This is a genomic window from Blautia stercoris, from assembly GCF_054657695.1.
Window position 1 is genome coordinate 16,862 of sequence record NZ_BAAHYF010000002.1, and the last position, 22,370, is coordinate 39,231.

A 22,370-nucleotide genomic window follows, 5' to 3' on the forward strand; every position below is an offset into this window, starting at 1 on the left:
AGAGCGCATATCATTTCTTAATCTTTGCGCTTTGCAGCTTTTTTAATTCTTATGCCGACAACGACAAACCTGAGAAGTCAAACATATCTCCAAGGGAAACTTCCGTTTTTGGTTTTAACACCTCGATGACATGTTTCAACGCTTTCTCACATTTCTCTTCATCTCTTACAATCCCAAACAGACAGGCCGTATTTCTCGCGTCAACCAGTGCATCATGCTGATGACCATGAAAATCTTCTCCGGCATACATAATCGCATCTTTTAAAGAGATATTTCTTTCCAGTCCAAGCACTTTCTCATATTCCGCCTGAAAATCCAACCAGACATGTTCCATGTACTTTTGATTCTGTTCTGATACTGAAATTCCTTTCATCTGCAATTCTCTTGTAAATTGAAGGTAATCATTCTCACTCCACTGAATAATCTGCACTTCATCCTGAATACTGCTGCACCAGTTAAAGAACATACCCAGTGCTTCTTTAAAATGCGGAGCAGATTCTACCATGCTTGTCTTAATCCCTGTCAGCTTTTCATAACGTTTCTGAATACGAGTATTGTACTCTGGCTTTACCAGCGTTACAAAACTTCCAATTTCCTGATACTTCTCATCCAAAAGCACTGCACCAATCTGAATTGTTTCAAGTCTGCTTACTTTTCGTTCGTTTGGATATTCATTTGAAACAGGATTCATTTCAAGGTCAACAATTACATATTTCATGGCATCATCCTCCAATCATAAAGGGCTTCCTTCCCTTGCTCACAGGTTCACCGACACGTTTAATATTATATATAATACCATGATATCTGAGTTTACTCAATGTTAATCAAACAAAAAATATACGAAAAAACAGCGTATTAACTCCCACAAATTATGGGATTAATACGCCATTTTTATTTACTCATTATTCACAAAAAATTCCGGATACAGCTTCATCAGTTCTTTTTTTTCTCCAATGTGTATTATGGTTCTTCATTGCCAAAAAAGATAACCTCGCAAAAGCTGAAAGACAGTCTGCCAAAGAAGTGGTGAAAGCCTTAATTGATGGCTTGTGGGCATTAATCCTTCCTGTATTTATTCTTGTCGGATTAAGAAGTGGAAAATTCACTCCAACCGAAGCTGGTGTAATCGCAGCAGTATATGCACTTGTAATCGGATTATTTGTATACAAAGAATTAAAAATTAACATGTTAATGGACTGCCTCGTTTCCGCCGCAAAATCTTCTTCTGTTATTATGTTCTTAGCCGCAGCAGCTATGGTTTCATCCTGGATGATGACTGTTGCAAATGTTCCGGCTATTGTAACCGGTATTCTTGCACCATTTATCAATCATCCGACACTGTTAATGTTTATTATCTGTATAATCGTTTTATTAGTCGGAACTTCTATGGATGTAACTCCTACGATTATGATTTTAACACCTGTTTTACTGCAGGCCGTAAAAGCTGCCGGAATTGATGTTGCATACTTTGGAGTTGTATTTATTTTAATGACTGTAATGGGATTGTTAACACCTCCTGTCGGAACTGTATTAAATGTTGCATGTGGTGCAGGTAAAATTAACATGGAACGCATGGTAAAATCCATTTGGCCTTTCTTATTAGCCGAAGTCATCATTTTATTATTGATGGTACTTTTCCCTGCTATTGTTACTGTTCCAATGAACTTCTTCTTAGGCTAATTATATAAGAGAAAATCCTCGGCTGTCAGCAGCAACCGAGGATTTCTTTTTTTCTTTTTTATACTTCTTTATATTGTTTTATATTGTTTTACCTGCTCTTTACCCACACGCCTGAGCCATTTACATACCAGTTTCCGACCCAGGTGTTTTTTGCCATTTTACCGTCTGAACTTAAATAATACCATTTATTATCAATTTTCTGCCAGCCGGTCGCCATCTTTCCACTTGAGGTAAAGTAGTACCAGTAACCATTTATTACATTCCAGCCGGTTACCATTCTTCCGCTTCCATTCATGTAGTATTTTCCGTTTCCTACCGTAATGAAACCTTTCAGCATATACCCGCTTCCATTCATATAATACCAGGCACCGTCTACTCTAAGCCAGCCTTTTGCCATCTTTCCATCGGATTTCAAGTAATACCAGATTTTATTTTCTGCTAGCCAGCCTGTTTTCATCGCTCCGCTCGGTGCAAAATAATACCAGTTTTTATCAAAAGCAGCCCATCCTGTTTTCATCCAGCCGGAAGCATCAAATCCATACCATGTATTTCCGATTTTATATAATCCATTCTTAGGATAAGAACCATCCTCATAGCGATACCACCATTTAGAACCTGATTTTATCCAGCGTCCTGTGATTTTCGCATTACATCTGACGCAGACTCCATTTTTAAAGCTATGACCAAGCGCAGGTTCTTCAACCACTTCTTCCTGTGCTTCAAATGCCGGATTTTCAAACACCGCACGCCAAAGAACACTGCCTTTTTCTGTGCAGGTCGGTTCTTTTATAACCGTTTGTTCTGCTTCTGCTGTTTCCTGCTCAATATGGCTTGAATCATTCTGGCAGATACGCGCTGCGGTAATCGATTTGTGGTCATTTGCCCATACATACATTGGCTGTCCATAATTATGTTCTTTTTCAAGTGGCTCTTGATTTCCTGATTCAGAATAAGATTTCTCTGCCATCGGATAAGTAGACATAAAATCGGATGTCTGATATTCTTCATATCTCGTATGGTTAGAAAAGTCATTCATGTTCTTTAAGAAATAATAGTAGCTTGATGAACCAGCATCCCATGTACTGTCAAGATTATAATATTTTCCATTCAGTTTCACAATGTTCCATGCATGTGGACCTCCGGAATCTCCGGTAATGACTCTCGTATCTACCCCTGCCTCCAAAGACAGACGATAAAATAATGTTGCATATCCCTGACAAACTGCTGTTTTATTAATCAATGCAGCATATGCGGTGTGCTTCAAGAGATAGGTATCATCATTTAAGTTTACATAATCATACGTGATATTGGAACATATATAATCATAAATCTCTTTGATTTTCTGATAATCTATTTTATTTGAAAGATTTAAAGACTTCAACACATTGGAAACCGCCTGATCCATCTGACTTTCCTGTGATGCGTCTGATAAATAATACATATTATAAGTAATATTCAAATTGTATCCACCATTGCGGTCCGTTTTATAATTTGCATTGACACGCCATCCCTGGTAGTGCCATCTGATATAATCTCCCTCTTTTCCTACACCCGTATGTGCCACTGCCCCATTAAACAGTTCAGCAGAGAACTCGTCAAAAAAATCCTGTGTAATCTTCTGATTACAGTGATAATACAAATCAATTGTTCCTGCACGATTGACTAACTGCTGTCTGAATGTCTTTATCAGACTCTGCTTGTCACTCGTATACTGAACACTCCTGGAATCATAAGTGTCAATTCCATCCTCTTCATCTGATTCCTCACTATCAGACTCAGAATACAGCTCAAAATCAGACTCAAAATCAAAATTCCCCTCAAGGTCTTCATACATTGGATTGACATAAATATATCCTTCCAATGTTTCATCTGCTTTTACATTCACACTGCCTAATACAACAAAAAGCATGGCAAGGAAAAATGAAAGCAAAAATGATCTTTTCTTCATATACTTCTCTCCTTTTCGACATTTTCTGACTACAGAATATCATGATATCCAGATTTTCTCAATGAATCCTTCAAATTTTCTTTCTTTTTTCTCGTTGCTTTTCTTCATAAAATAAGATAACATAGATATACAGAATAATTTGGAGGTTACACAAATACGTTGGATGGAAATTTAACAAAAGGTCCTATTTTAAAGACCTTAACCAAACTCGCACTCCCCATCATGGCTTCTTCATTTCTGGGGACATTATACAATATCACCGATATGGCATGGATTGGTCTGCTTGGCTCAAAAGCCGTTGCCGGAGTCGGAGTCGGTGGTATGTTTACCTGGCTTTCGCAGGGGCTGGCTTCCATGGCAAGGATGGGTGGTCAGGTAAAAGTCGCACAGTCTTTAGGACGGGGAGAAAAAGAAAAAGCACACGGTTTTGCGCAGACCGCTGTGCAGCTATCTACTTTTATGGGACTGGCTTACGCTATTTTATGCCTCATTTTTGTCCGGCAGATGGTCGGATTTTTTAAGCTCAATGACCCAGAAGCAGTCTCAGCCGCATTGTCCTATACGAAAATTGCCTGCGGACTGATTGTATTTTCTTTTTTAACAGTCACGTTAACCGGAATTTATACCGCACAGGGAGATTCAAAAACACCATTTCTCGCCAATCTAGTTGGACTTGTGACAAACATGATTTTAGACCCTGTTTTAATTCTTGGTCCCGGTCCATTTCCAAAGCTTGGCGTTACCGGTGCAGCAATTGCAACCGTAACTGCACAGTTTATCGTTATGAGCATTATGATAATCTGCGTTATCAAACAGAAAAAAGAAAATGTATTAAAGGGAACTCATTTACTTGCAAAAATTCCGGCACCTTACTTAAATGGTATCTGCCGGATTGGAATTCCTACCGCCATTCAGGGTATGGCATATTGTATTATCTCGATGGTGCTTACCCGTATGGTATCTGCTTTCGGTGCAGAAGCGGTTGCCACACAACGAGTCGGAGGTCAGATTGAGTCCGTATCCTGGAATACTGCAGATGGTTTTGCATCAGCCTTAAATTCCTTTACTGCTCAAAACTATGGTGCCGGAAAAATGAACCGTGTCCGAAAAGGATATCGTGCCTCTCTATGGACCGTTGGCATCTGGGGGCTTATTATCACTCTTGTATTTGTCTTTGCGCCAAATACAATTGCAACAATCTTCTTTCATGAACCAAAAGCGATTACCATCGCAGTCGGATATCTTATTATCATTGGATTCAGTGAAGGCTTTATGTGTATTGAACTGACAACCATCGGTGCACTTTCCGGACTTGGAATGACCCGCCTTTGCAGTATCATCAGTATTATATTTACAGGTTCAAGGATCCCTCTTGCTATTTTCTTAAAAAATACTTCCCTTGGACTGCACGGAATCTGGTGGGCATTTTCTTCCACATCGATTATCAAAGGAATTATCTTTGTATGCGTCTTTTTCTGGGTTACCAGAAAACAAACATACGAAACAACTATGTAAACTCCTCGGTAACTAAGTTACCAGAGCATCTAAATACAAAAAATCGGAAGCCAGACTTATCTCCCGGCTTCCGATTTTCATTTACGGTTCATAATCGTAATAACGAATGGATATGTCCCTTACAGAAAGCAGGTTACGTTAAAATCAGAATTTAACTGCCCTGTCACATCTTAAATGTTATCGACCAGTATCAATCTGATTCATATACTGAATGAGTCTGAAAATCTGAGATGTATATCCCCACTCATTATCATGGAATATCTGGAAATGCTATTACTGTCGTAATTGTGACGGGCAATTTTCACGTTTTTTCTGATTTTCTGTAATCTAGTGTCAGTATAACATACAAAATCAGAAAATACTATATCTAGTTTAATAAACATTTTTTTAACAATATCTTGTTTTTATCAAACGAATATTCACAATCCACTGATTTAATGAAAACTCATTTTATAATTCACCGGTTGATTCTCTTAAAGCGGACATTCGCAATCCGCTTCGCTACTTGCTCATGAACGCAGTCATTAACCAACATCTGGTTTCTGCAAACCTTGCTTCTATATTAAAAACATTTAAACCAGTACACCGTACAAGTAACAAAAAGCGGCTGTCATTAACTAAACTGACAACCGCTTTGTTTCACGTGAAACATTTTTCTGCTCTTAGTTTTTTTACTCTCTCAAGAATCTGACTTCTAAGTTCTTCCATATCACCGGTTCGTTTTCTAAGCCCTGCTGCCCCGGCATGACCGCCTCCACCAAATGGTGTAATCAATTCATTTACATCAATCCACTTTCCATCTGAGCGGAAAGAACAACGCCACCGGTCCGGTTCTTCTTCATACATCGTAAATCCCAGTTCGATGTCCACACAGTCACGCAAAATACTGCTGATTGGATGAATTTCCTCATAGCTGATATTCTTTTTAACCTTTTCTTCTTTGTTTATACACACGTAGGCGACTTTTCCATCCAGCACACGTATCGCATTTTTTAAAATGTCTGCACGTTTTTCCAAATCTTCTAACGTATCAATCTGCCGAGTCTGTATAATTCGTCTATGGTCTACGCCAAGTTCTAAAAGCTTTGTCGCAGCCTTCATGATACTTTCATCTGCTCTTTGAAAAGCATTCGTATCATGTACAATTCCAAGATAGATATAATCTGCAGCGTTTGGATATTCTTCTGCCTCTGCCGCTTTTTTTAAATCATCCTGATTCAAACTATAAAATACATTTACCGCGCAGGCTTCCGAAACCTTTGTATAGTTTCTGTCTCCATAGCCCTCATTTGAGGCATGATGGTCGATTACAATAGAAGCGACAGATGCTTCATAAAATTCTCTTCCGCTTAAACGTGCCAATGTCGCAGTATCACATATCACTGTTGCGAAACGTTTGCCCTGCAAATCCGGCTTTTCAAACGGATCAAATTTTTTATCCTGGCTCACCTGAAGTTTTGGTCCTTTGTCTATCGTATCTGCCAGATAAGGGAATACCTGATACTCCGGATAATTCACGCCAATATAATGTGCGATTCCCATCACAGAACCGGCTGCATCTCCATCCGGATTGATGTGTCCCAAAACAACAACCGTGTCCAGTTCATTCGATTTCATCATAGATTCAAATTCGTTTTTAAAATCAAATTCCACGTCTGCACACCTCCATGTAATCTTAATATACTCTCGAAATCTTTTCTGAAGGTATAGCCAAAACCTTACAAGAGTATATCTCTACAAAAGTTTCTTATTTTTTATCATATCCAAGCTGCGGATTTTCATAATCTCCACGCTCTTTTTTCTGTTTTACATAAGTATCCCATACCCCCGCTTTATCTTCAATTCCTACTGTAGCAGGGTCAAACAATGGGTTCAAGCCAACATTTTTCTGTTTCTCATAATCTTTTACGATTTTCAAAACCTTGGGAGTTAAGAGTAAGATACTAAAAGTATTAACCCAAAGCATACATCCAACACCAATATCACCCATTGGCCAGATAGTATCACCATCAATCAAAATACCAAACATGCAGAATACCAGGAATAAAATACGCACAATTGTAACCACCATTTTATTCTCGCCGAACAGATATTTACATGTGGATTCCAACTGATAAGAATAGGACAGCATGGTTGTAAAAATAAAGATAAACAGCATAATTGCAAGGAACATTGCTCCTGCTTTACCGATTGATACCGACATTGCCTCCTGCATAAATGCAATTCCATACTGTATTCCCGGAACATGCTCTACTAACAGAGAAGCACCTGCTCCGTCTGCTGCAACGTTGTAAGTTCCCGCAAGCAAAATAGAAATTCCGGTACAAGTACATACCAAAAGAGTATCGATATACACAGATAATCCCTGAACCAAACCTTGTTTTACCGGATGAGAAGTATCTGTTGTTGCTGAAATCAAAGGGCTCATTCCGTTACCAGCATCATTTGAGAAGAATCCACGTTTGATTCCCCAGGAAACTGCCGAACCAACGATTCCGCCAAAGACCGCATCTTTTCCAAATGCACTTGCAAAGATAGAACCAAACATTCCAGGAACTTTTCCAATATTAAGTACAATAATAATAATCGTAATCAGGAAATAAATTCCACACATAACCGGCGCTAAAAATTCCGCAACCTGTCCGATACGTTTAATTCCTCCCATAATAACAAATGCAACAATTGCTGTCATAATCACTCCAACAACAACAAATGGAAGTCCAAATGCTACATTTACCGCTGTTGCCGCTGTCTGAGTCTGCATTGCCGGAAGCAAGAATCCAGGTCCGATAAAGACTGCGATACAGAATAAAAAGGCCAGTATCTTTCCTAATTTTTTATTCTTAATTCCGTTTGACATATAGAAAGCAGGTCCTCCGGTTAATTCTCCCAGATTTCTCGTTTTATATGCCTGACCTAAGATACACTCAACCATTCCTGTGGATGCACCTAAAATTGCAGTAACCCACATCCAGAAAATTGCACCAGGTCCCCCCATAAAAATTGCAGTTGCCGTTCCTGCAATATTTCCGGTTCCTACACGACCTCCAACTGTTGTTGCAAATGCCTGAAAAGAAGAAAGACCAGTATCTTGTTTATTGTCGCCCTTTTCAGTCAGACATTTAAGCATATCGCCAAATCTTCGTACCTGCATGCCTCTTAAATGAAACGTGAACCACAACGCCGCAAACATAAGAAACACGCACATTACAGGATGCCATACGATATCATTGACTACATTCATCACTTTGACAAATAACTCCATTTTTTCCTTTTCCCTTCTTTTTTATTTCACAATATCACTTTATCTTTGGTGAATTTGTGAGTTTTTATGACACTGTCTTGTATCATGTGGTATCATTCTACCATAATTTAACCCTACCCTCAACCGATAAGATGTTTCACGTGAAACAAAAGAAAGAATCTCGCAAGCAAGATTCTTTCTTTTAATTCTCAGGTTTCATCTAAAAATCCACATTTCCCTGAAGCCATATAACTCCTTTAAATCTTCGTCCAACTTCCGGCTCCCCTAAAAGATCTTTTGCATTAACGCAGATATCCATTTCCATATCATTGCAGGAAATGCGAATCTGATAGATTTCTTCATTTGTCAGTGTATTTTTTGTAATGGACCATTCTGTGATTTCTCCCATGATATTGTACAAATCACATTCCATTCCATAAGGCATAAAATAAGTATCCACTATCGAATAAATATCTTCGTTTGCTATACGGCCAGATATCATGGAATATGTATCAATATCCTCCATCGTCAGATTTTCCATTGCTTCTTCATCACCATTACGGGCTGCTGCAATCATTCGATTACGATTCACGGTATTCTCCCGTTCTTCTCTTTGCTGTTTTTCATCTTTCTTAACAGGAAGAAGAATTCTGGCTTCTCTTGCAAGTCCGGCAAGAGTCACCGGATACACACCCTTTGTATAATGTCCATGCCGGTGTTCTGTCAGATATTCGGCTGCATTTTGCAGATAAAAGATAATTGTAACGCCGATTCTTATATCATCCACTGCTCCGGCATAGGACTCTTTTCCCACATGGCGTTCAATTAACACATTTTCCTGTGTCGTAATTCCAGTTCCGCGGAAGAACGGAAAATAATATTCCATCTCAAATTCATTATTTTCATCGTATTCTCCGCAGACTGTGATTCCAACGTCACATCCAAATATTTTTGATACTTCCACAAACAGATGTCCCTCAGAGTTTTCTATTACTGTCTTTTCATCGTATTGTGTAATTACCTCTTTCAAAATCTGGTCAAGTTCTTTTCTTTCCAGTTCTGAAAAACCAATGGACCTTAAATAACTGTGCAAAGACTGCCTCCTTATCTTATCTCAGTCATTCCACCCATGTATGGCTGCAGTGCTTCCGGAATTCTTACTGAACCATCTGCCTGCAGATTGTTTTCCAGAAATGCAATTAACATTCTAGGCGGAGCAACAACTGTATTATTCAGTGTATGTGCCAGGTATTTACCGTCATTTCCATTCACACGGATTTTCAGTCTTCTTGCCTGTGCATCACCGAGGTTTGAACAACTTCCTACTTCAAAATATTTCTTCTGTCTTGGAGACCATGCTTCTACGTCTACAGATTTTACTTTTAAATCAGCCAGATCACCAGAGCAGCATTCCAGTGTACGAACCGGAATATCCATAGAACGGAATAAATCAACTGTATTCTGCCATAATTTATCGAACCACATTTTGCTTTCTTCCGGTTTGCAGACAACAATCATTTCCTGCTTTTCAAACTGATGAATACGGTATACACCTCTTTCTTCAAGTCCGTGTGCACCTTTTTCTTTTCTGAAACATGGAGAATAACTGGTCAGTGTTTTTGGCAGCTCTTCTTCCGGAATGATTGTGTCAATAAATTTACCAATCATGGAATGTTCACTTGTACCGATGAGATATAAATCTTCGCCTTCGATTTTGTACATCATCGCATCCATTTCCGCAAAGCTCATAACACCTGTAACAACGTCACTTCGAATCATGAAAGGCGGTACACAGTAAGTAAATCCTCTGTTAATCATGAAATCTCTTGCATAAGAAATAACTGCGGAATGAAGACGTGCAATATCTCCCATCAGATAGTAAAAACCGTTTCCGGCTACTTTTCTTGCACTGTCTAAATCAAGACCATTGAATTTTTCCATAATTTCTGCATGATATGGAATTTCAAAGTCCGGAACAACCGGTTCACCATATCTCTGTACTTCCACATTTTCGCTGTCATCTTTTCCAATCGGAACAGATGGATCAATGATATTTGGAATTGTCATCATGATTTTTTTGATTTTTTCTTCTACTTCTTTTTCTTCAGCAGATAAACGGTCTACAGTCTCTGCATTTGCAGTTACCTGTTTCTTTACTTCTTCTGCTTCTTCTCTTTTGCCCTCTTTCATAAGAGTACCAATCATTTTGGAGATTTTATTTTTTTCTGCTCTTAACGCTTCTACTTCTCCTTTGATTTCACGGTTTCTCTTATCCAATTCGATTACTTCGTCTACCAGAGGTAATTTGCTGTCCTGAAATTTATTTTTAATATTCTGTTTTACTACATCTGGATTTTCTCTTAAAAATTTAATGTCTAACATAATCTTTCTCCCTGCTTCTTTTTTTTAGTTTTGTCTGAAATTTACGGCCTGTTTTAATGCCTGCACTTCTTCCTGGCTTAATATTACATAGGATTCCCCATTTACAATCTCTTTAATATAGAGGAAACAGTTTTCTCTGCTGTGAATCGCATTCAGAAGAAATCCTGTATTCTTATCGTCCAACATAGCCAGAACAAAGCTGAGTTTTCCTCCCATATCCTCAAATGCATCATACTTCACAATAGCATATTTGTTCAAGGTGTTTCCCATGATTTCTTTTAATTTTTCAATTTCCTGCTCATTTGCCGCTGCCGCATCCAGCCCTTTGTCAATCATTGCAAATTTGCGTCGGAACGATTTTTCAAGAGACTGTCCATCTCTTCCTTTCATAAATACGCGGTATTTTTGATTCAGTCGGTTTACTTCCAAAAAAAGACTGACCACACATACCAAAAGTGCAATTACCACAATCAGTAAAAAAATTGACAGTATGCCGGAAATCGACTGAATCTTGCTGATTAGATTACCCATCTGCTCTAACTCCTATCTAGGTACTCTCGGAATCTTCCGATTGTACATTATCCTATTGTTTCCAATAATTCAACAATACGTTCCAATTCTTCCTGAGAATAGTATTCTATTTCAATCTTTCCCTTATTATCTGTCTTTCGGTTAATTGCAACCTTTGAACCGATAATCTGTTTAATTTTCTCTTCCAGATTCTTATAAACCAGTTCTTCTGCCTGATTTTTGGGTTTCTCTTCTTTTTTCTGCACTGGATTTAACAGTTCTTTCACTAAACGCTCTGTTTCTCGTACGCTCAATTTTTCATCGAATACTTTAACTGCCACTTCCGCCTGTGCATCCTTACTTTCCAGTGCAAGCAAAGCTCTTGCATGTCCGGTTGAAATCATTTCATCAATCAGCATCTGCTGAACTCTATCATCTAATTTTAAAAGACGCATTGAGTTTGTAACTGCAGTTCTGCTCTTTGAAACCCGTTCTGCAATCGCATCCTGTTTTAAATGAAACTCTTCCATCAAACGTTTATATGCCATTGCTTCTTCAATCGGATTTAAATCTTCCCGCTGAATATTTTCAATCAGAGAAATTTCAACGGCTTCCTGTTCTGTAAATTCTTTTACAATTACAGGAACCTCCTTGAGTCCTGCCAGTTTAGAAGCTCTCCATCTGCGCTCCCCGGCAATAATCTCATAATAGTCTTCCTTTTTCTGAACCAATAATGGCTGAAGTACACCAAACTGCTTAATAGATTCTGCCAGTTCCTGAAGTGCATCGGCATCAAACTGTTTTCTCGGCTGTTCCCTGCTCGGCTCAACCTTTGTCAGCTTCACAATCTGTACCTGTTCTCCAGGTTTCCCCTCAAATTCCATCTTTTCTTTTTGATGTTTATGAGCTTCTTTTGCCGCATTCTGCAGCGCTTCTTTATCGATTGCTGTTCTTCCGGTTTTCTTTTTTGTCGCTGTAGAATCTAAAACCGGAATCATAGAATCAAGACCTTTGCCAAGTCCACCTCTTTTTACCGCCATTCTTCATCCTCCCTGTGTAATACTTCCTCTGCAAGGAGTCTGTAGCTTTCCGCCCCTACTGATCTTTTATCATATAAGGTAATTGGCAGCCCATAACTCGGTGCTTCCGCAAGACGAACATTTCTCGGAATAATGGTCTTGTAAATAGACTGGTCCAGATTGTTCTTTACATTTTCAACAACCTGCAATGACAGATTTGTTCTTGCATCATACATCGTAAATACAACGCCTTCAATATCCAAATCCGGATTTAAACGGTTCTGAACCAGTTCAATCGTGTGAATAAGCTGTGTCAATCCTTCGAGTGCATAATACTCACACTGAATCGGAACCAGTACAGAATCTGCTGTTGTCATTGCATTGATAGTCAACACATTTAAAGACGGCGGGCAGTCCATAATAATAAAATCATAATTATCACGAATGGAATCAATATGATTTTTCAAAAGAAATTCACGCCCCTCTACGCCTACCAGTTCAATCTCTGCACCAGACAAATTCACATTCGACGGAATCAAGGATAAATTTTCGAATACATTCTCAATCAGACAGTCCGAAATTTCGCACTCTCCCACCAGAAGTTCATACAAAGTCGCATTGACATTATCTTTGTCTACGCCGACTCCGCTTGTTGTGTTCCCCTGTGGGTCAATATCAATAAGAAGGACTCTCTGTCCCAGCTCGGCAAGGCATGCAGACAGATTGATTGCAGTTGTAGATTTTCCTACTCCGCCTTTCTGATTTGCTATTGCTATTATTCTTCCCACTTAAGCTTCCTCTTTTCATCAAACTTCGTATTTATTTCATTCAATGGTTATTATAACATCTTCTTAAACGTATTTCTACACAAATGTTTCACGTGAAACATTATATTTTTTTACGATATAAATTTCATTAATCAATCAATGAAAAAAGGGGAAATGTTTCACGTGAAACATTTCCCCTTTTTTTATTATCACACGATTCTTCTCCCTACTTTCAGCTTGTATAATCAGAGTCAATGGCTTATAATTATAACTAACTAAAGTAATCCTATATTGGAGGTTTTTTTATGAAAAAGCATAGATACAAACTTATTACAACCGGTATTTTATTTACCACCGCAACTGCTATTATTCATTTCATGAACCATCTGATTTCTACAACCGCAATAATGAAAGACTTGTTAAAGTCAACGGCAAGCAATTATTACAATTGGCGTTTTGGAAAAATTTATTACACAAAACAAGGTACGGGTTCTCCCGTTTTATTAATTCACGATTTAACCATTTACAGTTCCGCTTATGAATGGGAAGCACTTGTAAAACAGCTTGAGAAAAATCATACCGTCTACTGCATCGACTTACCTGGATGCGGCCGTTCTGATAAACAGCATATTACTTACACCAACTATTTATATGTCCAGGCAATATCTGATTTTATCAAAAACGTAATTCACGAAAGAACCGATGTGATTACCAGTGGTTTTTCCGGCTCTTTTACAATCCTCGCCTGTCATAACGAAAACGAACTGTTTAGAAAAATTTTAATGATTAATCCGCCGGCACTTTCACAGTTAAATAAGATTCCAACCAAACGCAGCAAGCTTTATAAATCTTTTCTTGAGCTTCCTGTATTCGGAACTCTTGTTTATAACATGATGGTCTGCCAGAGTAATGTTCAACTTGCATTTACAGAAGATTATCTTTACAATCCATTCCATATCAAAGCGGAATGGCTCGACACTTACTATGAAGCAGCCCACAAAGGCATGGGAAGCGGTCGTTTCTTATTCTCCAGTTTACTTGGAGGATATACTAACAACAATATCGTACATGCATTAAAAAATATAAACAACAGCATCTTTATTATCGAAGGGGAAGGCGAACTCACTAAGTGCGAAGTTCTCTCTCAATATGTAGAATTAAATCCGGCAATTGAGACTTACATTTTAAAAGAAGCAAAACATCTTCCTCAGTTAGAATCACCAGAACAGTTACTTGATTGTCTGTCTGTTTTTCTTGATGACTAAAAAGCGAGAGGAATGTTTCACGTGAAACATTCCTCTCGCTTTTTAACCAAATCAAGTAAGTCCCCTGCTTCAATTGCGAAAAGCAATAAGCAGGGGTGGAACTTGCTTGTATCAGGAGGGGGGCAAGCCCCTTCTGATAAGCTGCGTAGCAGCTATTTGGTTATGAGCAAGTAGCGAAGCGGATTGCGAATATCCACTTGACTTTTTAATCATTAATTCTGTTTTTCCAAAAATTTTTCAAAAGAACTTTCAATTTCTTTTATCTTCATTTTATTGACCAGACACGCAGTTCCCTGATTATTTTTTACAAGATAGAAGTTAGAATCATACGGATAATATTCTACTTTGAAGTAAACTCCATTTTCTTTATAAAATTCTACAGTCATTTCCGGCTCATCCTGTGTTTCCGGTACTTCATCAAGCCACTCCTGACATTCCAGAGAACTGATATTACTATAGAAGCTTGAGAAATCTTCCAATTTTATTTCGTTTCCATTCATAAAATAGGTTGTCACAGTTTCTGTATCCGATTCTGTATCACTATCTTCAGACTTTGAATCATCACTGTCATCTTTTTCTTTTGCTTTCTCTTCCGTTGTTTTTGTAAATTCATAAGATTCTCCATCTTTTTGAATTGTTACACGGTCGAGGTCTGCAAAGATATAATTAGAGACATAATTGCTGACCAGAGTTTTCACGTCGATATTTAAGAAACTTTCCACACTCGAAGATGAAATGGTATAAATGTTGGACTGGCTTTCAAGCTTCGCATAATAATTCCCACTGCTGTCCTGACCTCCAAGAAGCAAAACTTCCCGCTTATTCGTTGTCACAGTTTCTGTGGTACTGTCGCTGTCAGAGTCATTTTCTGCATCTTCATTACTGCTGCTGTCTTCACTCGTATCATCTTCACTGGTACTCGTGTCACTGTCTTTTGTCTCTGTCACCTGATAATCAATCATAATCTTGGTCGGTGCATCCAATCCATACTCTGCAAGCTTACTGGTATCTGCACTTACAAAACTGCCCCAGGAAAGACTGGAAATTCCATTTAAGAGATTGGAAGTATTAGAACTGTCAATATCTCTTTGTGTGCTTCCTTTTGTATAACTCCATCCGGTGGAAGCAGAATCACTCTTTTCAATCACTTCGGCTTCTTCGCCCTGTTTTTCTACAGTCAGTTTCGTAACTGTAGTAGCTGTAATAGACGGGAAACTTTCCTTTTCTGCAAGGTCACTTAAATTAAAATTAAAAGCGGTTTCAAGATCAGAAGCAACCATATAGATTTTACTGGTATCCTTGTCAATTGTCATATAACAATTGCTTGTCATGTCATTTACTGCACCAAACTCTAATGTATGGGTTTCATCATCCGAATTTTTAATAGAAACCTGTACAGCAGGTACATCAAGTCCATACTCTGATACAGCCTCTACATCTTTGAGCTCCCTGTCTGAACTGATTGATTTTAACTTTCCTGCCAGCTCTTCAAAATTACTCTGGTCTAGTGGAAATGAAGCATCTGCACTATAACTCCATTTATCATCTGATTTTGTAAAAGTATAAGACTGACCTTCCGTTGTCACAGTCAGCTCTGTCAATTTGTCTGTATCTGTCTCAAACGCTGTTGCTGCTGTATCTGTACTATCTGCTTCACTGCTGCTGGCATTATGATTATGAAGAACAAAATAGACTACGCAGAGCACAACAAGCAGTACAATTCCTGCGATTAATCCGATATTTTTTTTCTTCATTACTGTTTTCTCCTCTTCATCCAGATACCACCGCCAATTACCAGAATCACTACCGGTACAACTGCTGTTACAAAGATACTCCAGAAACTTGCATCTGCTGCCGGAATTGTAAGTGTTGAAGTATCATAGCTCTTACTTGCAATAGAAATTGTATTACTATCCTCTTCGCTCTCACACATCCAGTTTACAGAAGCAGAAATCAATTCATAGTTTGCTCCGGATACCATTGTGTTCATCTGGTCATTAAACAGCGCTTCGGATGAATAATAAACAATCTGTGTTTCTTTCTCATCATCTAAATTCTCTGTGATGGAAACACCAACTGCAAATGGTCCGTCAATGTCATCGCTTTCTTTTTCCATTGTCTGCATATCTTCTACATTTACTTTTGAGTAAGAACCGTCTGAAGTCGTCAGAATATCAGTGATTTCAAGAGAATCTCTGTAGTTATCACTCTTTACAATTCCCTGTGCCAGAGGCATTAAAATATATCGACTGCCAGATGACAGGCTTGAAGTAATGTCATTACTTTCGATATTTGGAAGCAGATAGGATGGATTCTGAGAAATATAATGATTGGTATCTCCCTCAAGTACAATTCCACCTGCCGTCTTCACACCATAATTCTCTAATACAGAAGCAAAATTTGGCATTTCTTCAGAAGAATAATTAGAAACTATCAACGCTTTTCCGCCATTTTCCAAATAAGAAATAATCTTAGACGCCTCATCTTCTGAAATATCTTTTGCCGGTGCAAAGATAAACAAGATGTCTGCATCGTCCGGAACACTGTCCATTGTCAGCAGATTTAAAGACTGAATATCGATATTTGCTTTCTGAATGGTATCTTTTAAGGTATCACTCATGGTTGCTTCATCGTGTCCCTCTAACGTATACATCACCGGCATACTATCGGATGTTACATAATTAATTGCACTTGTAATCTGGCCTTCTCCATCAAATCCGGTTACCTCGTTACTGTAAGTCTGATAATTAACAGTCGTTTCATATAATGAGTTGTTATCAATGACTTTATTTTTATCTCCGCACACAACAATTACGCTGTTATTGCTCACGCCATCCGATGTATACTGTGAAACAAATTTCGGATTTACTGCAGGGTCTTTCTGTTCCACTTTGATGTGGTCACTGCCCTCTTCGTATTTTTCCAGAAGTTTCTGGATATCACTGCTTTCTGAACCACTCTGCGCAATATAATAAATCTCTACGTCTTTATCGAGCTTTTTAAGTACTTTCTTTGTCTGGTCACCAATGCTGTAAAGTTTCTGCGTACTTAAATCGATTTCTCTGTATTTTGACGGCACTTCCTGCAATACCAGATTTAATACTACGATAATCGCAATAAAAATTGTAATTGCACCCATGCTGTAGGAACCATGCTTTAAGTTCTTTTTATTTTGGATTCGTTTTTCCTTGCTTTTCTTTCGTAATTCTTTGAAATCTATTTTTTTGAATTTTTTGCCGTTTGACTCTTTATTCGTTTTTTTAGTTACGTCTTTATTTGACTCTTTATTTAAATCTTTATTTAAATCTTTATTTGAGTCTTTGTTTAACTCTTTATTTTCATTGTTTGTCTTCATATTTGCATTTTCTCCTCTCTATTCACCTCAAATCATCAGCTCCAACGCCGTTTCTGTATTGACTGAACGGTTAAAAATATGAAAATGCAGATTACGGATAACATATATACAATTCCGGAGAAATCCAAAATTCCTCCTACAAAATTATCAAAATGATTTGCGATTGCGAGCAAATCTAACAATTTTTGAATTGCTCCCTCGTACAAAGAGGATTTTACAATATATATAATTACAACTGCTCCAAGCAGTACCACTCCTGTAATTCCGGTCAAAATATTATCTTTTGTCATCTGATAGACGACCATTGCAATTAAGACTGCAAGTACCGCAAATGCAAGCATGGAAGCCATCGCCGTCTGTGAAAAGAAAGATTCAATTCCATTCATGACAAAACTGCAGAATAATACCACAAAGGTAAGAACCGCTGCGATAACCTGACTTTCCGTAATCGAAGATAAAAAAAGTCCAACTGCAATATTGGCACATCCCAAAAAGAAAAATCCAACAATTGCAGTTAAGGTCATAGGATAAGAAACTGTTCCGTATTTTGCCAAAATAAGCGGATAAAACAACGTAATCACAACTGGAATCAGATAAATTGTCACCATTCCAAGATATTTTCCAAATACTATCTTCCAGATTGGCACCGGTGAAGTGAATAATAACTGGTCTGTTTTATTTCTTTTTTCTTCCGCTAAAATTCTCATTGTTAAAATCGGAGTGATAATCAAAAATACAAACGTCACGGAATTTAAGGTTGTTCCAAAGTCCGGACTTGCATAATTTAAGTTATATGCCGTAAAATAAATCCCCAGAACCAGCATGATAAATGCCATAAACACATATCCTTGCATGGATGTAAGATAACTTTTTAATTCTTTTTTATAAATCGCCAGCATTTTCTTTCTCCTCCTCATTGTCGTCTTCGGTCAATCTCAAGAATACTTCTTCCAGCGTCATATTTGTCGGCTGCATTTTTAAAATCGGACATTTTGCATCTGCCAGAGCAAAGAAAATGTTTTCTCTCATATCCTGTTCCCCTGATATTTTAACGGTAAAATCGCAGGCATCCGGCACAAAAGATTCATGGTAAATCATTTCCTGAATATTTTCTACGAGGTTCATTGCCTCTCTGATTTCTTCTTCTTTCCCTTTTACTGTAAGTTCAAGAGAATTTGCGCCTTCCATTACCTTACTTAAATTCTCCGGTGTGTCGCTTGCCACCAGTTTTCCACGGTCAATAATCAATACATGGTCACAGACCGCACTTACCTCCGAAAGGATGTGTGAACTTAAAATAACGGTATGTTTTTCTCCAAGGCTCTTAATTAAATCCCTGATTTCAATAATCTGTTTCGGGTCAAGACCAACGGTCGGCTCATCTAAAATAATAATTTCCGGATATCCAAGCAGAGCCTGTGCAATTCCAACCCTCTGTTTAAAACCTTTTGAAAGGTTCTTAATCAGACGTTCCTGTACTTCCTCAAGCTTTGTAGTTGACATAACTTCTTTTATATTCTTTTCCCGCTCTGCTTTTGGAATGGATTTTAACTCAGCTACAAATTTTAAATACTCTCTGACTGTCATGTCCTGATAAACCGGAGGTAGCTCCGGCAGATAACCGATACATTTTTTTGCGGCTTCCGGCTCTTCTAAAATGTTGTGTCCATCAATCAGAATTTCTCCCTGTGTCGAGGCAATGTAGCCGGTAATCATATTCATTGTAGTCGATTTACCTGCTCCATTTGGTCCTAAAAATCCATAAATTTTTCCTTTTTCTATGGTAAAACTCAAATGGTCTACGGCCACATGGTCACCATATTTTTTGACCAGATCCTTTACTTCAATCAAGGTATTCCCTCCTTTAATATTGTACTTGCTTTTTTATATTTTTCTCACCGTTCTATTCTATTTACTATTTGTGATAAAAATTAGATGAGAATGTGTTTTTTCTGTGAATCCTTGCAAATATCCCTAATAAAAAAAAGAGAGCCTTTTTCAGCTCTCTTTCGTTCTTTATTTTCATACAATTTTTTATCCAATTTTCCACTTATACAATCGGTTCTTTTGCAGGAGTTCCTGCTTTTCTCGGATACTTTTTCGGTGTATTTTTTACTTTTTTTATCAGCAAAATCGTACGTTCCATATCTGAGTCCGGCAACAAAAATTCTTCTGTTTTTTCGACTTTTCCGCCTAAAACTGCAATCGCTTTTTTGCCTTCTTCCAGTTCTTCTGCCGCTTTTCCTGACTTATATGCAGCAAAGTATCCACCTGTCTTTACATAAGGCAGACAATACTCGCTGATTACACTTACCCTTGCAACTGCACGTGTCACACTTAAATCAAAAGCCTCTCGAAGCTCTGGTTTTTTTGCACCATCTTCCGCACGTCCATGTACTGTTTCAATGCCTTCTAAACCTAATTTTTCGATGACTTCATTTAAGAATTTCAAACGTTTATTTAAGGAATCCAGCAGAGTTACTTTCAGATGAGGAAACGCAATTTTTAATGGAATTCCAGGAAATCCTGCCCCTGTTCCGACATCAATACAGCTCTCAATTTTGCTCATATCCAGTGCTCTTACAACCGAAAGACTGTCTGCAAAATGCTTCTGAAGTACCTCATCAAACTCTGTAATTCCGGTCAGATTCATCACCTTATTCCACTCAATTAACAGCTCATAATACTGAATAAACTGCGCTTTTTGTTCTTCTGAAAGTGTAATTTTAAACTCTTTTACAGCGTTTTCTAACAGCGTTAAATCATAATTCATGTATTCCCATTTCCCCCTCTTCGATAAGATTCCAGGTACACAAGAAGGACAGAAATATCTGCCGGAGAAACCCCTGCAATTCTGGAAGCCTGACCTACAGAAACCGGACGGTATTCTTCTAATTTCTGTCTTGCTTCAATTCTAAGTCCGCTGATTGCTTCATAGTCCAGTTCCTCCGGAAGTTTCTTTGTTTCCAGCTTCTTAAACTGTTCCACCTGTTTCATCTGGCGCTTAATGTATCCATCGTATTTGATATTAATGTTAACCTGTTCTCTTACATCTTCCGGAAGTTCCGGTCTTTTCTTATCTAAAGGAGCTAATAATTCATAGTTTAATTCCGGACGGCGGATTAATTCTGCAAGGGAACATCCATTTTTAAGAGGTGTGCTTTCGTACTGTTCAAGCAGTTCCTGTACCTCTTTCGTTGCTCCTACATAAGTATGTTCCACACGCTCTTTTTCTTCCTCGATTTTTGCTTCTTTCCACAAAACATAATCATACTGTTCTTTGCTTACAAGACCCACCTGATAACCTTTTTTTCTTAATCTTAAGTCTGCATTATCCTGTCTTAAAAGCAGTCTGTATTCCGCACGGCTTGTCATCATTCGGTATGGTTCATGATTCTCTTTTGTAACCAAATCGTCGATTAATACACCAATATAAGACTCGGAACGATCTAAAATCAGCATCTCTTTTCCAAGCACTTTCATTGCTGCATTGATACCTGCAATCAATCCCTGAGCAGCTGCTTCTTCATATCCTGAACTTCCGTTAAACTGTCCGCCTGAGAACAAACCTTTGATTTCTTTAAATTCAAGTGTCGGATATAACTGTCTTGCATTAATACAGTCATACTCAATCGCATAGGCATTTCTTACAATTTTTGCGTGCTCTAATCCTGCAACAGAATGGTACATTTCGTACTGTACATCCTCCGGAAGAGAGCTTGACATTCCGCCTACATACATCTCATTTGTATATAATCCTTCCGGCTCAATAAAAACCTGATGGCGTTTTTTATCCGCAAAACGTACGACTTTATCCTCAATGGATGGACAGTATCTGGGACCTGTTCCTTCTATCATACCGGAATATAATGGAGAGCGGTCCAAATTATTTCTGATAATCTCATGTGTAGTTTCATTGGTATAAGTCAGCCAGCAGGATGCCTGGTCAATCTGAACATCTTCAGGATTGGTAGAAAAAGAAAACGGTACAACTCTTTCATCTCCAAACTGTTCTTCCATCTTTGAAAAGTCAATACTTCTTTTGTCAATTCTGGCAGGTGTTCCTGTCTTAAAACGATACATCTCGATGCCAAGTTTTTTCAGGGAATCGGTCAGATGATTCGCTGCCTGAAGTCCGTTTGGACCGGTATGATTGCTTACATCACCGTAAATACATCTTGCCTTTAAGTAAGTTCCTGTACAAAGCACAACCGCTTTTACTGCATACTCTGCACCGGAATAGGTCCTTACTCCTTTAATCTGTTTGTCCTCAGCAAGAATCTCTGTTACCTCTGCCTGACGAATGGTCAGATGTTCTGTATTTTCCAGTGTATGGCGCATACTTCTGCTGTATTCCTGTTTATCTGCCTGCGCACGCAAAGAATGAACAGCAGGACCTTTTGATACATTTAACATCTTAGACTGGATGAATGTTTTATCAATATTTTTTCCCATTTCTCCACCCAGAGCATCCAATTCACGTACCAGATGTCCCTTGGAACTACCACCGACATTTGGGTTACAGGGCATGAGTGCAATACTGTCCACACTTACCGTAAACATAATTGTTTCCAACCCCAGACGTGCACATGCAAGTGCTGCTTCACATCCGGCATGACCTGCACCAACAACAGCAATATCATAATTTTCTGTCAAATGATTCATCTGTTTTTCTCCTTTTTCGC

General features: G+C 38.3%; 18 protein-coding genes. 3 read left to right on the forward strand and 15 right to left on the reverse strand.

From position 1 onward, the window contains the following. Window positions 1–49 precede the first annotated feature (49 nt). A complete protein-coding gene (locus ACYQ2D_RS09865) occupies window positions 50–718 on the reverse strand; it encodes a 3'-5' exonuclease (RefSeq protein WP_459785347.1) in 669 nt (222 codons plus the stop codon). Between the two features lie 197 nt (window positions 719–915). On the opposite strand from ACYQ2D_RS09865, the gene ACYQ2D_RS09870 reads away from it, so the two are divergent. Then, window positions 916–1,680, forward strand: coding sequence for a TRAP transporter large permease subunit (locus ACYQ2D_RS09870; RefSeq protein WP_459786163.1), 765 nt, complete (start codon window positions 916–918; stop codon window positions 1,678–1,680). Between the two features lie 88 nt (window positions 1,681–1,768). Here ACYQ2D_RS09870 and ACYQ2D_RS09875 read toward each other — a convergent pair whose 3' ends face one another. Next, window positions 1,769–3,628 carry an N-acetylmuramoyl-L-alanine amidase family protein gene (locus tag ACYQ2D_RS09875; protein WP_459785348.1) on the reverse strand — a complete coding sequence of 620 codons (1,860 nt, stop codon included), beginning with the start codon at window positions 3,626–3,628 and terminating at the stop codon, window positions 1,769–1,771. Window positions 3,629–3,787: 159 nt separating this feature from the next. Here ACYQ2D_RS09875 and ACYQ2D_RS09880 point away from each other — a divergent pair, with 159 nt between their 5' ends. After that, window positions 3,788–5,143, forward strand: coding sequence for an MATE family efflux transporter (locus ACYQ2D_RS09880; protein WP_459785349.1), 1,356 nt, complete (start codon window positions 3,788–3,790; stop codon window positions 5,141–5,143). 639 nt (window positions 5,144–5,782) lie between these two features. On the opposite strand, the gene ACYQ2D_RS09885 is transcribed toward ACYQ2D_RS09880, so the two are convergent. The 7 genes from ACYQ2D_RS09885 to ACYQ2D_RS09915 all read right to left on the reverse strand — a co-directional run bounded on the left by ACYQ2D_RS09885 (window position 5,783) and on the right by ACYQ2D_RS09915 (window position 13,086). Next, window positions 5,783–6,796, reverse strand: coding sequence for a DHH family phosphoesterase (locus tag ACYQ2D_RS09885; RefSeq protein WP_459785350.1), 1,014 nt, complete (start codon window positions 6,794–6,796; stop codon window positions 5,783–5,785). Window positions 6,797–6,890: 94 nt separating this feature from the next. After that, window positions 6,891–8,408 (reverse strand): alanine/glycine:cation symporter family protein, encoded by a 1,518-nt coding sequence (locus tag ACYQ2D_RS09890; RefSeq protein ID WP_117457878.1) that lies wholly within the window; start codon window positions 8,406–8,408, stop codon window positions 6,891–6,893. Between the two features lie 199 nt (window positions 8,409–8,607). Continuing rightward, window positions 8,608–9,480 carry a DUF3881 family protein gene (locus ACYQ2D_RS09895; protein ID WP_117457879.1) on the reverse strand — a complete coding sequence of 291 codons (873 nt, stop codon included), beginning with the start codon at window positions 9,478–9,480 and terminating at the stop codon, window positions 8,608–8,610. 11 nt (window positions 9,481–9,491) lie between these two features. Next, the gene (serS, locus tag ACYQ2D_RS09900) at window positions 9,492–10,769 is read right to left on the reverse strand and encodes a serine--tRNA ligase (RefSeq protein ID WP_022303613.1); all 1,278 of its coding nucleotides are present in this window, start codon (window positions 10,767–10,769) and stop codon (window positions 9,492–9,494) included. A gap of 24 nt (window positions 10,770–10,793) precedes the next feature. Continuing rightward, complete coding sequence (locus ACYQ2D_RS09905; protein ID WP_372554596.1) at window positions 10,794–11,300, reverse strand: DUF4446 family protein; 507 nt, start codon at window positions 11,298–11,300, stop codon at window positions 10,794–10,796. A 47-nt stretch (window positions 11,301–11,347) separates the two neighbouring features. Beyond that, a complete protein-coding gene (locus ACYQ2D_RS09910; protein ID WP_459785351.1) occupies window positions 11,348–12,319 on the reverse strand; it encodes a ParB/RepB/Spo0J family partition protein in 972 nt (323 codons plus the stop codon). Continuing rightward, on the reverse strand, window positions 12,310–13,086 hold the full coding sequence (locus ACYQ2D_RS09915) for a ParA family protein (RefSeq protein WP_022303610.1): 777 nt from the start codon (window positions 13,084–13,086) through the stop codon (window positions 12,310–12,312). Before ACYQ2D_RS09915 ends, ACYQ2D_RS09910 begins: the two co-directional genes overlap by 10 nt. 284 nt (window positions 13,087–13,370) lie before the next feature. On the opposite strand from ACYQ2D_RS09915, the gene ACYQ2D_RS09920 reads away from it, so the two are divergent. After that, window positions 13,371–14,330, forward strand: coding sequence for an alpha/beta fold hydrolase (locus ACYQ2D_RS09920; protein WP_459785353.1), 960 nt, complete (start codon window positions 13,371–13,373; stop codon window positions 14,328–14,330). Window positions 14,331–14,542: 212 nt separating this feature from the next. Here ACYQ2D_RS09920 and ACYQ2D_RS09925 read toward each other — a convergent pair whose 3' ends face one another. From ACYQ2D_RS09925 to mnmG, 6 genes are all read right to left on the reverse strand, one after another. Then, window positions 14,543–16,084: a DUF4340 domain-containing protein gene (locus tag ACYQ2D_RS09925; RefSeq protein ID WP_459785354.1), complete on the reverse strand. Its 1,542-nt coding sequence runs from the start codon at window positions 16,082–16,084 to the stop codon at window positions 14,543–14,545. Continuing rightward, the gene (locus ACYQ2D_RS09930) at window positions 16,084–17,685 is read right to left on the reverse strand and encodes a DUF7088 domain-containing protein (protein WP_459785355.1); all 1,602 of its coding nucleotides are present in this window, start codon (window positions 17,683–17,685) and stop codon (window positions 16,084–16,086) included. The genes ACYQ2D_RS09925 and ACYQ2D_RS09930 overlap by 1 nt, the downstream gene beginning before the upstream one ends. Before the next feature lie 35 nt (window positions 17,686–17,720). Beyond that, a complete protein-coding gene (locus tag ACYQ2D_RS09935; protein ID WP_022303968.1) occupies window positions 17,721–18,584 on the reverse strand; it encodes an ABC transporter permease subunit in 864 nt (287 codons plus the stop codon). Then, window positions 18,568–19,536 (reverse strand): ABC transporter ATP-binding protein, encoded by a 969-nt coding sequence (locus tag ACYQ2D_RS09940; protein WP_459785357.1) that lies wholly within the window; start codon window positions 19,534–19,536, stop codon window positions 18,568–18,570. Before ACYQ2D_RS09940 ends, ACYQ2D_RS09935 begins: the two co-directional genes overlap by 17 nt. A 199-nt stretch (window positions 19,537–19,735) precedes the next feature. Further along, window positions 19,736–20,458: a 16S rRNA (guanine(527)-N(7))-methyltransferase RsmG gene (gene rsmG, locus ACYQ2D_RS09945; RefSeq protein WP_187559276.1), complete on the reverse strand. Its 723-nt coding sequence runs from the start codon at window positions 20,456–20,458 to the stop codon at window positions 19,736–19,738. Next, window positions 20,455–22,350, reverse strand: coding sequence for a tRNA uridine-5-carboxymethylaminomethyl(34) synthesis enzyme MnmG (mnmG, locus tag ACYQ2D_RS09950; protein WP_022303965.1), 1,896 nt, complete (start codon window positions 22,348–22,350; stop codon window positions 20,455–20,457). Before mnmG ends, rsmG begins: the two co-directional genes overlap by 4 nt. Window positions 22,351–22,370: the final 20 nt, after the last annotated feature.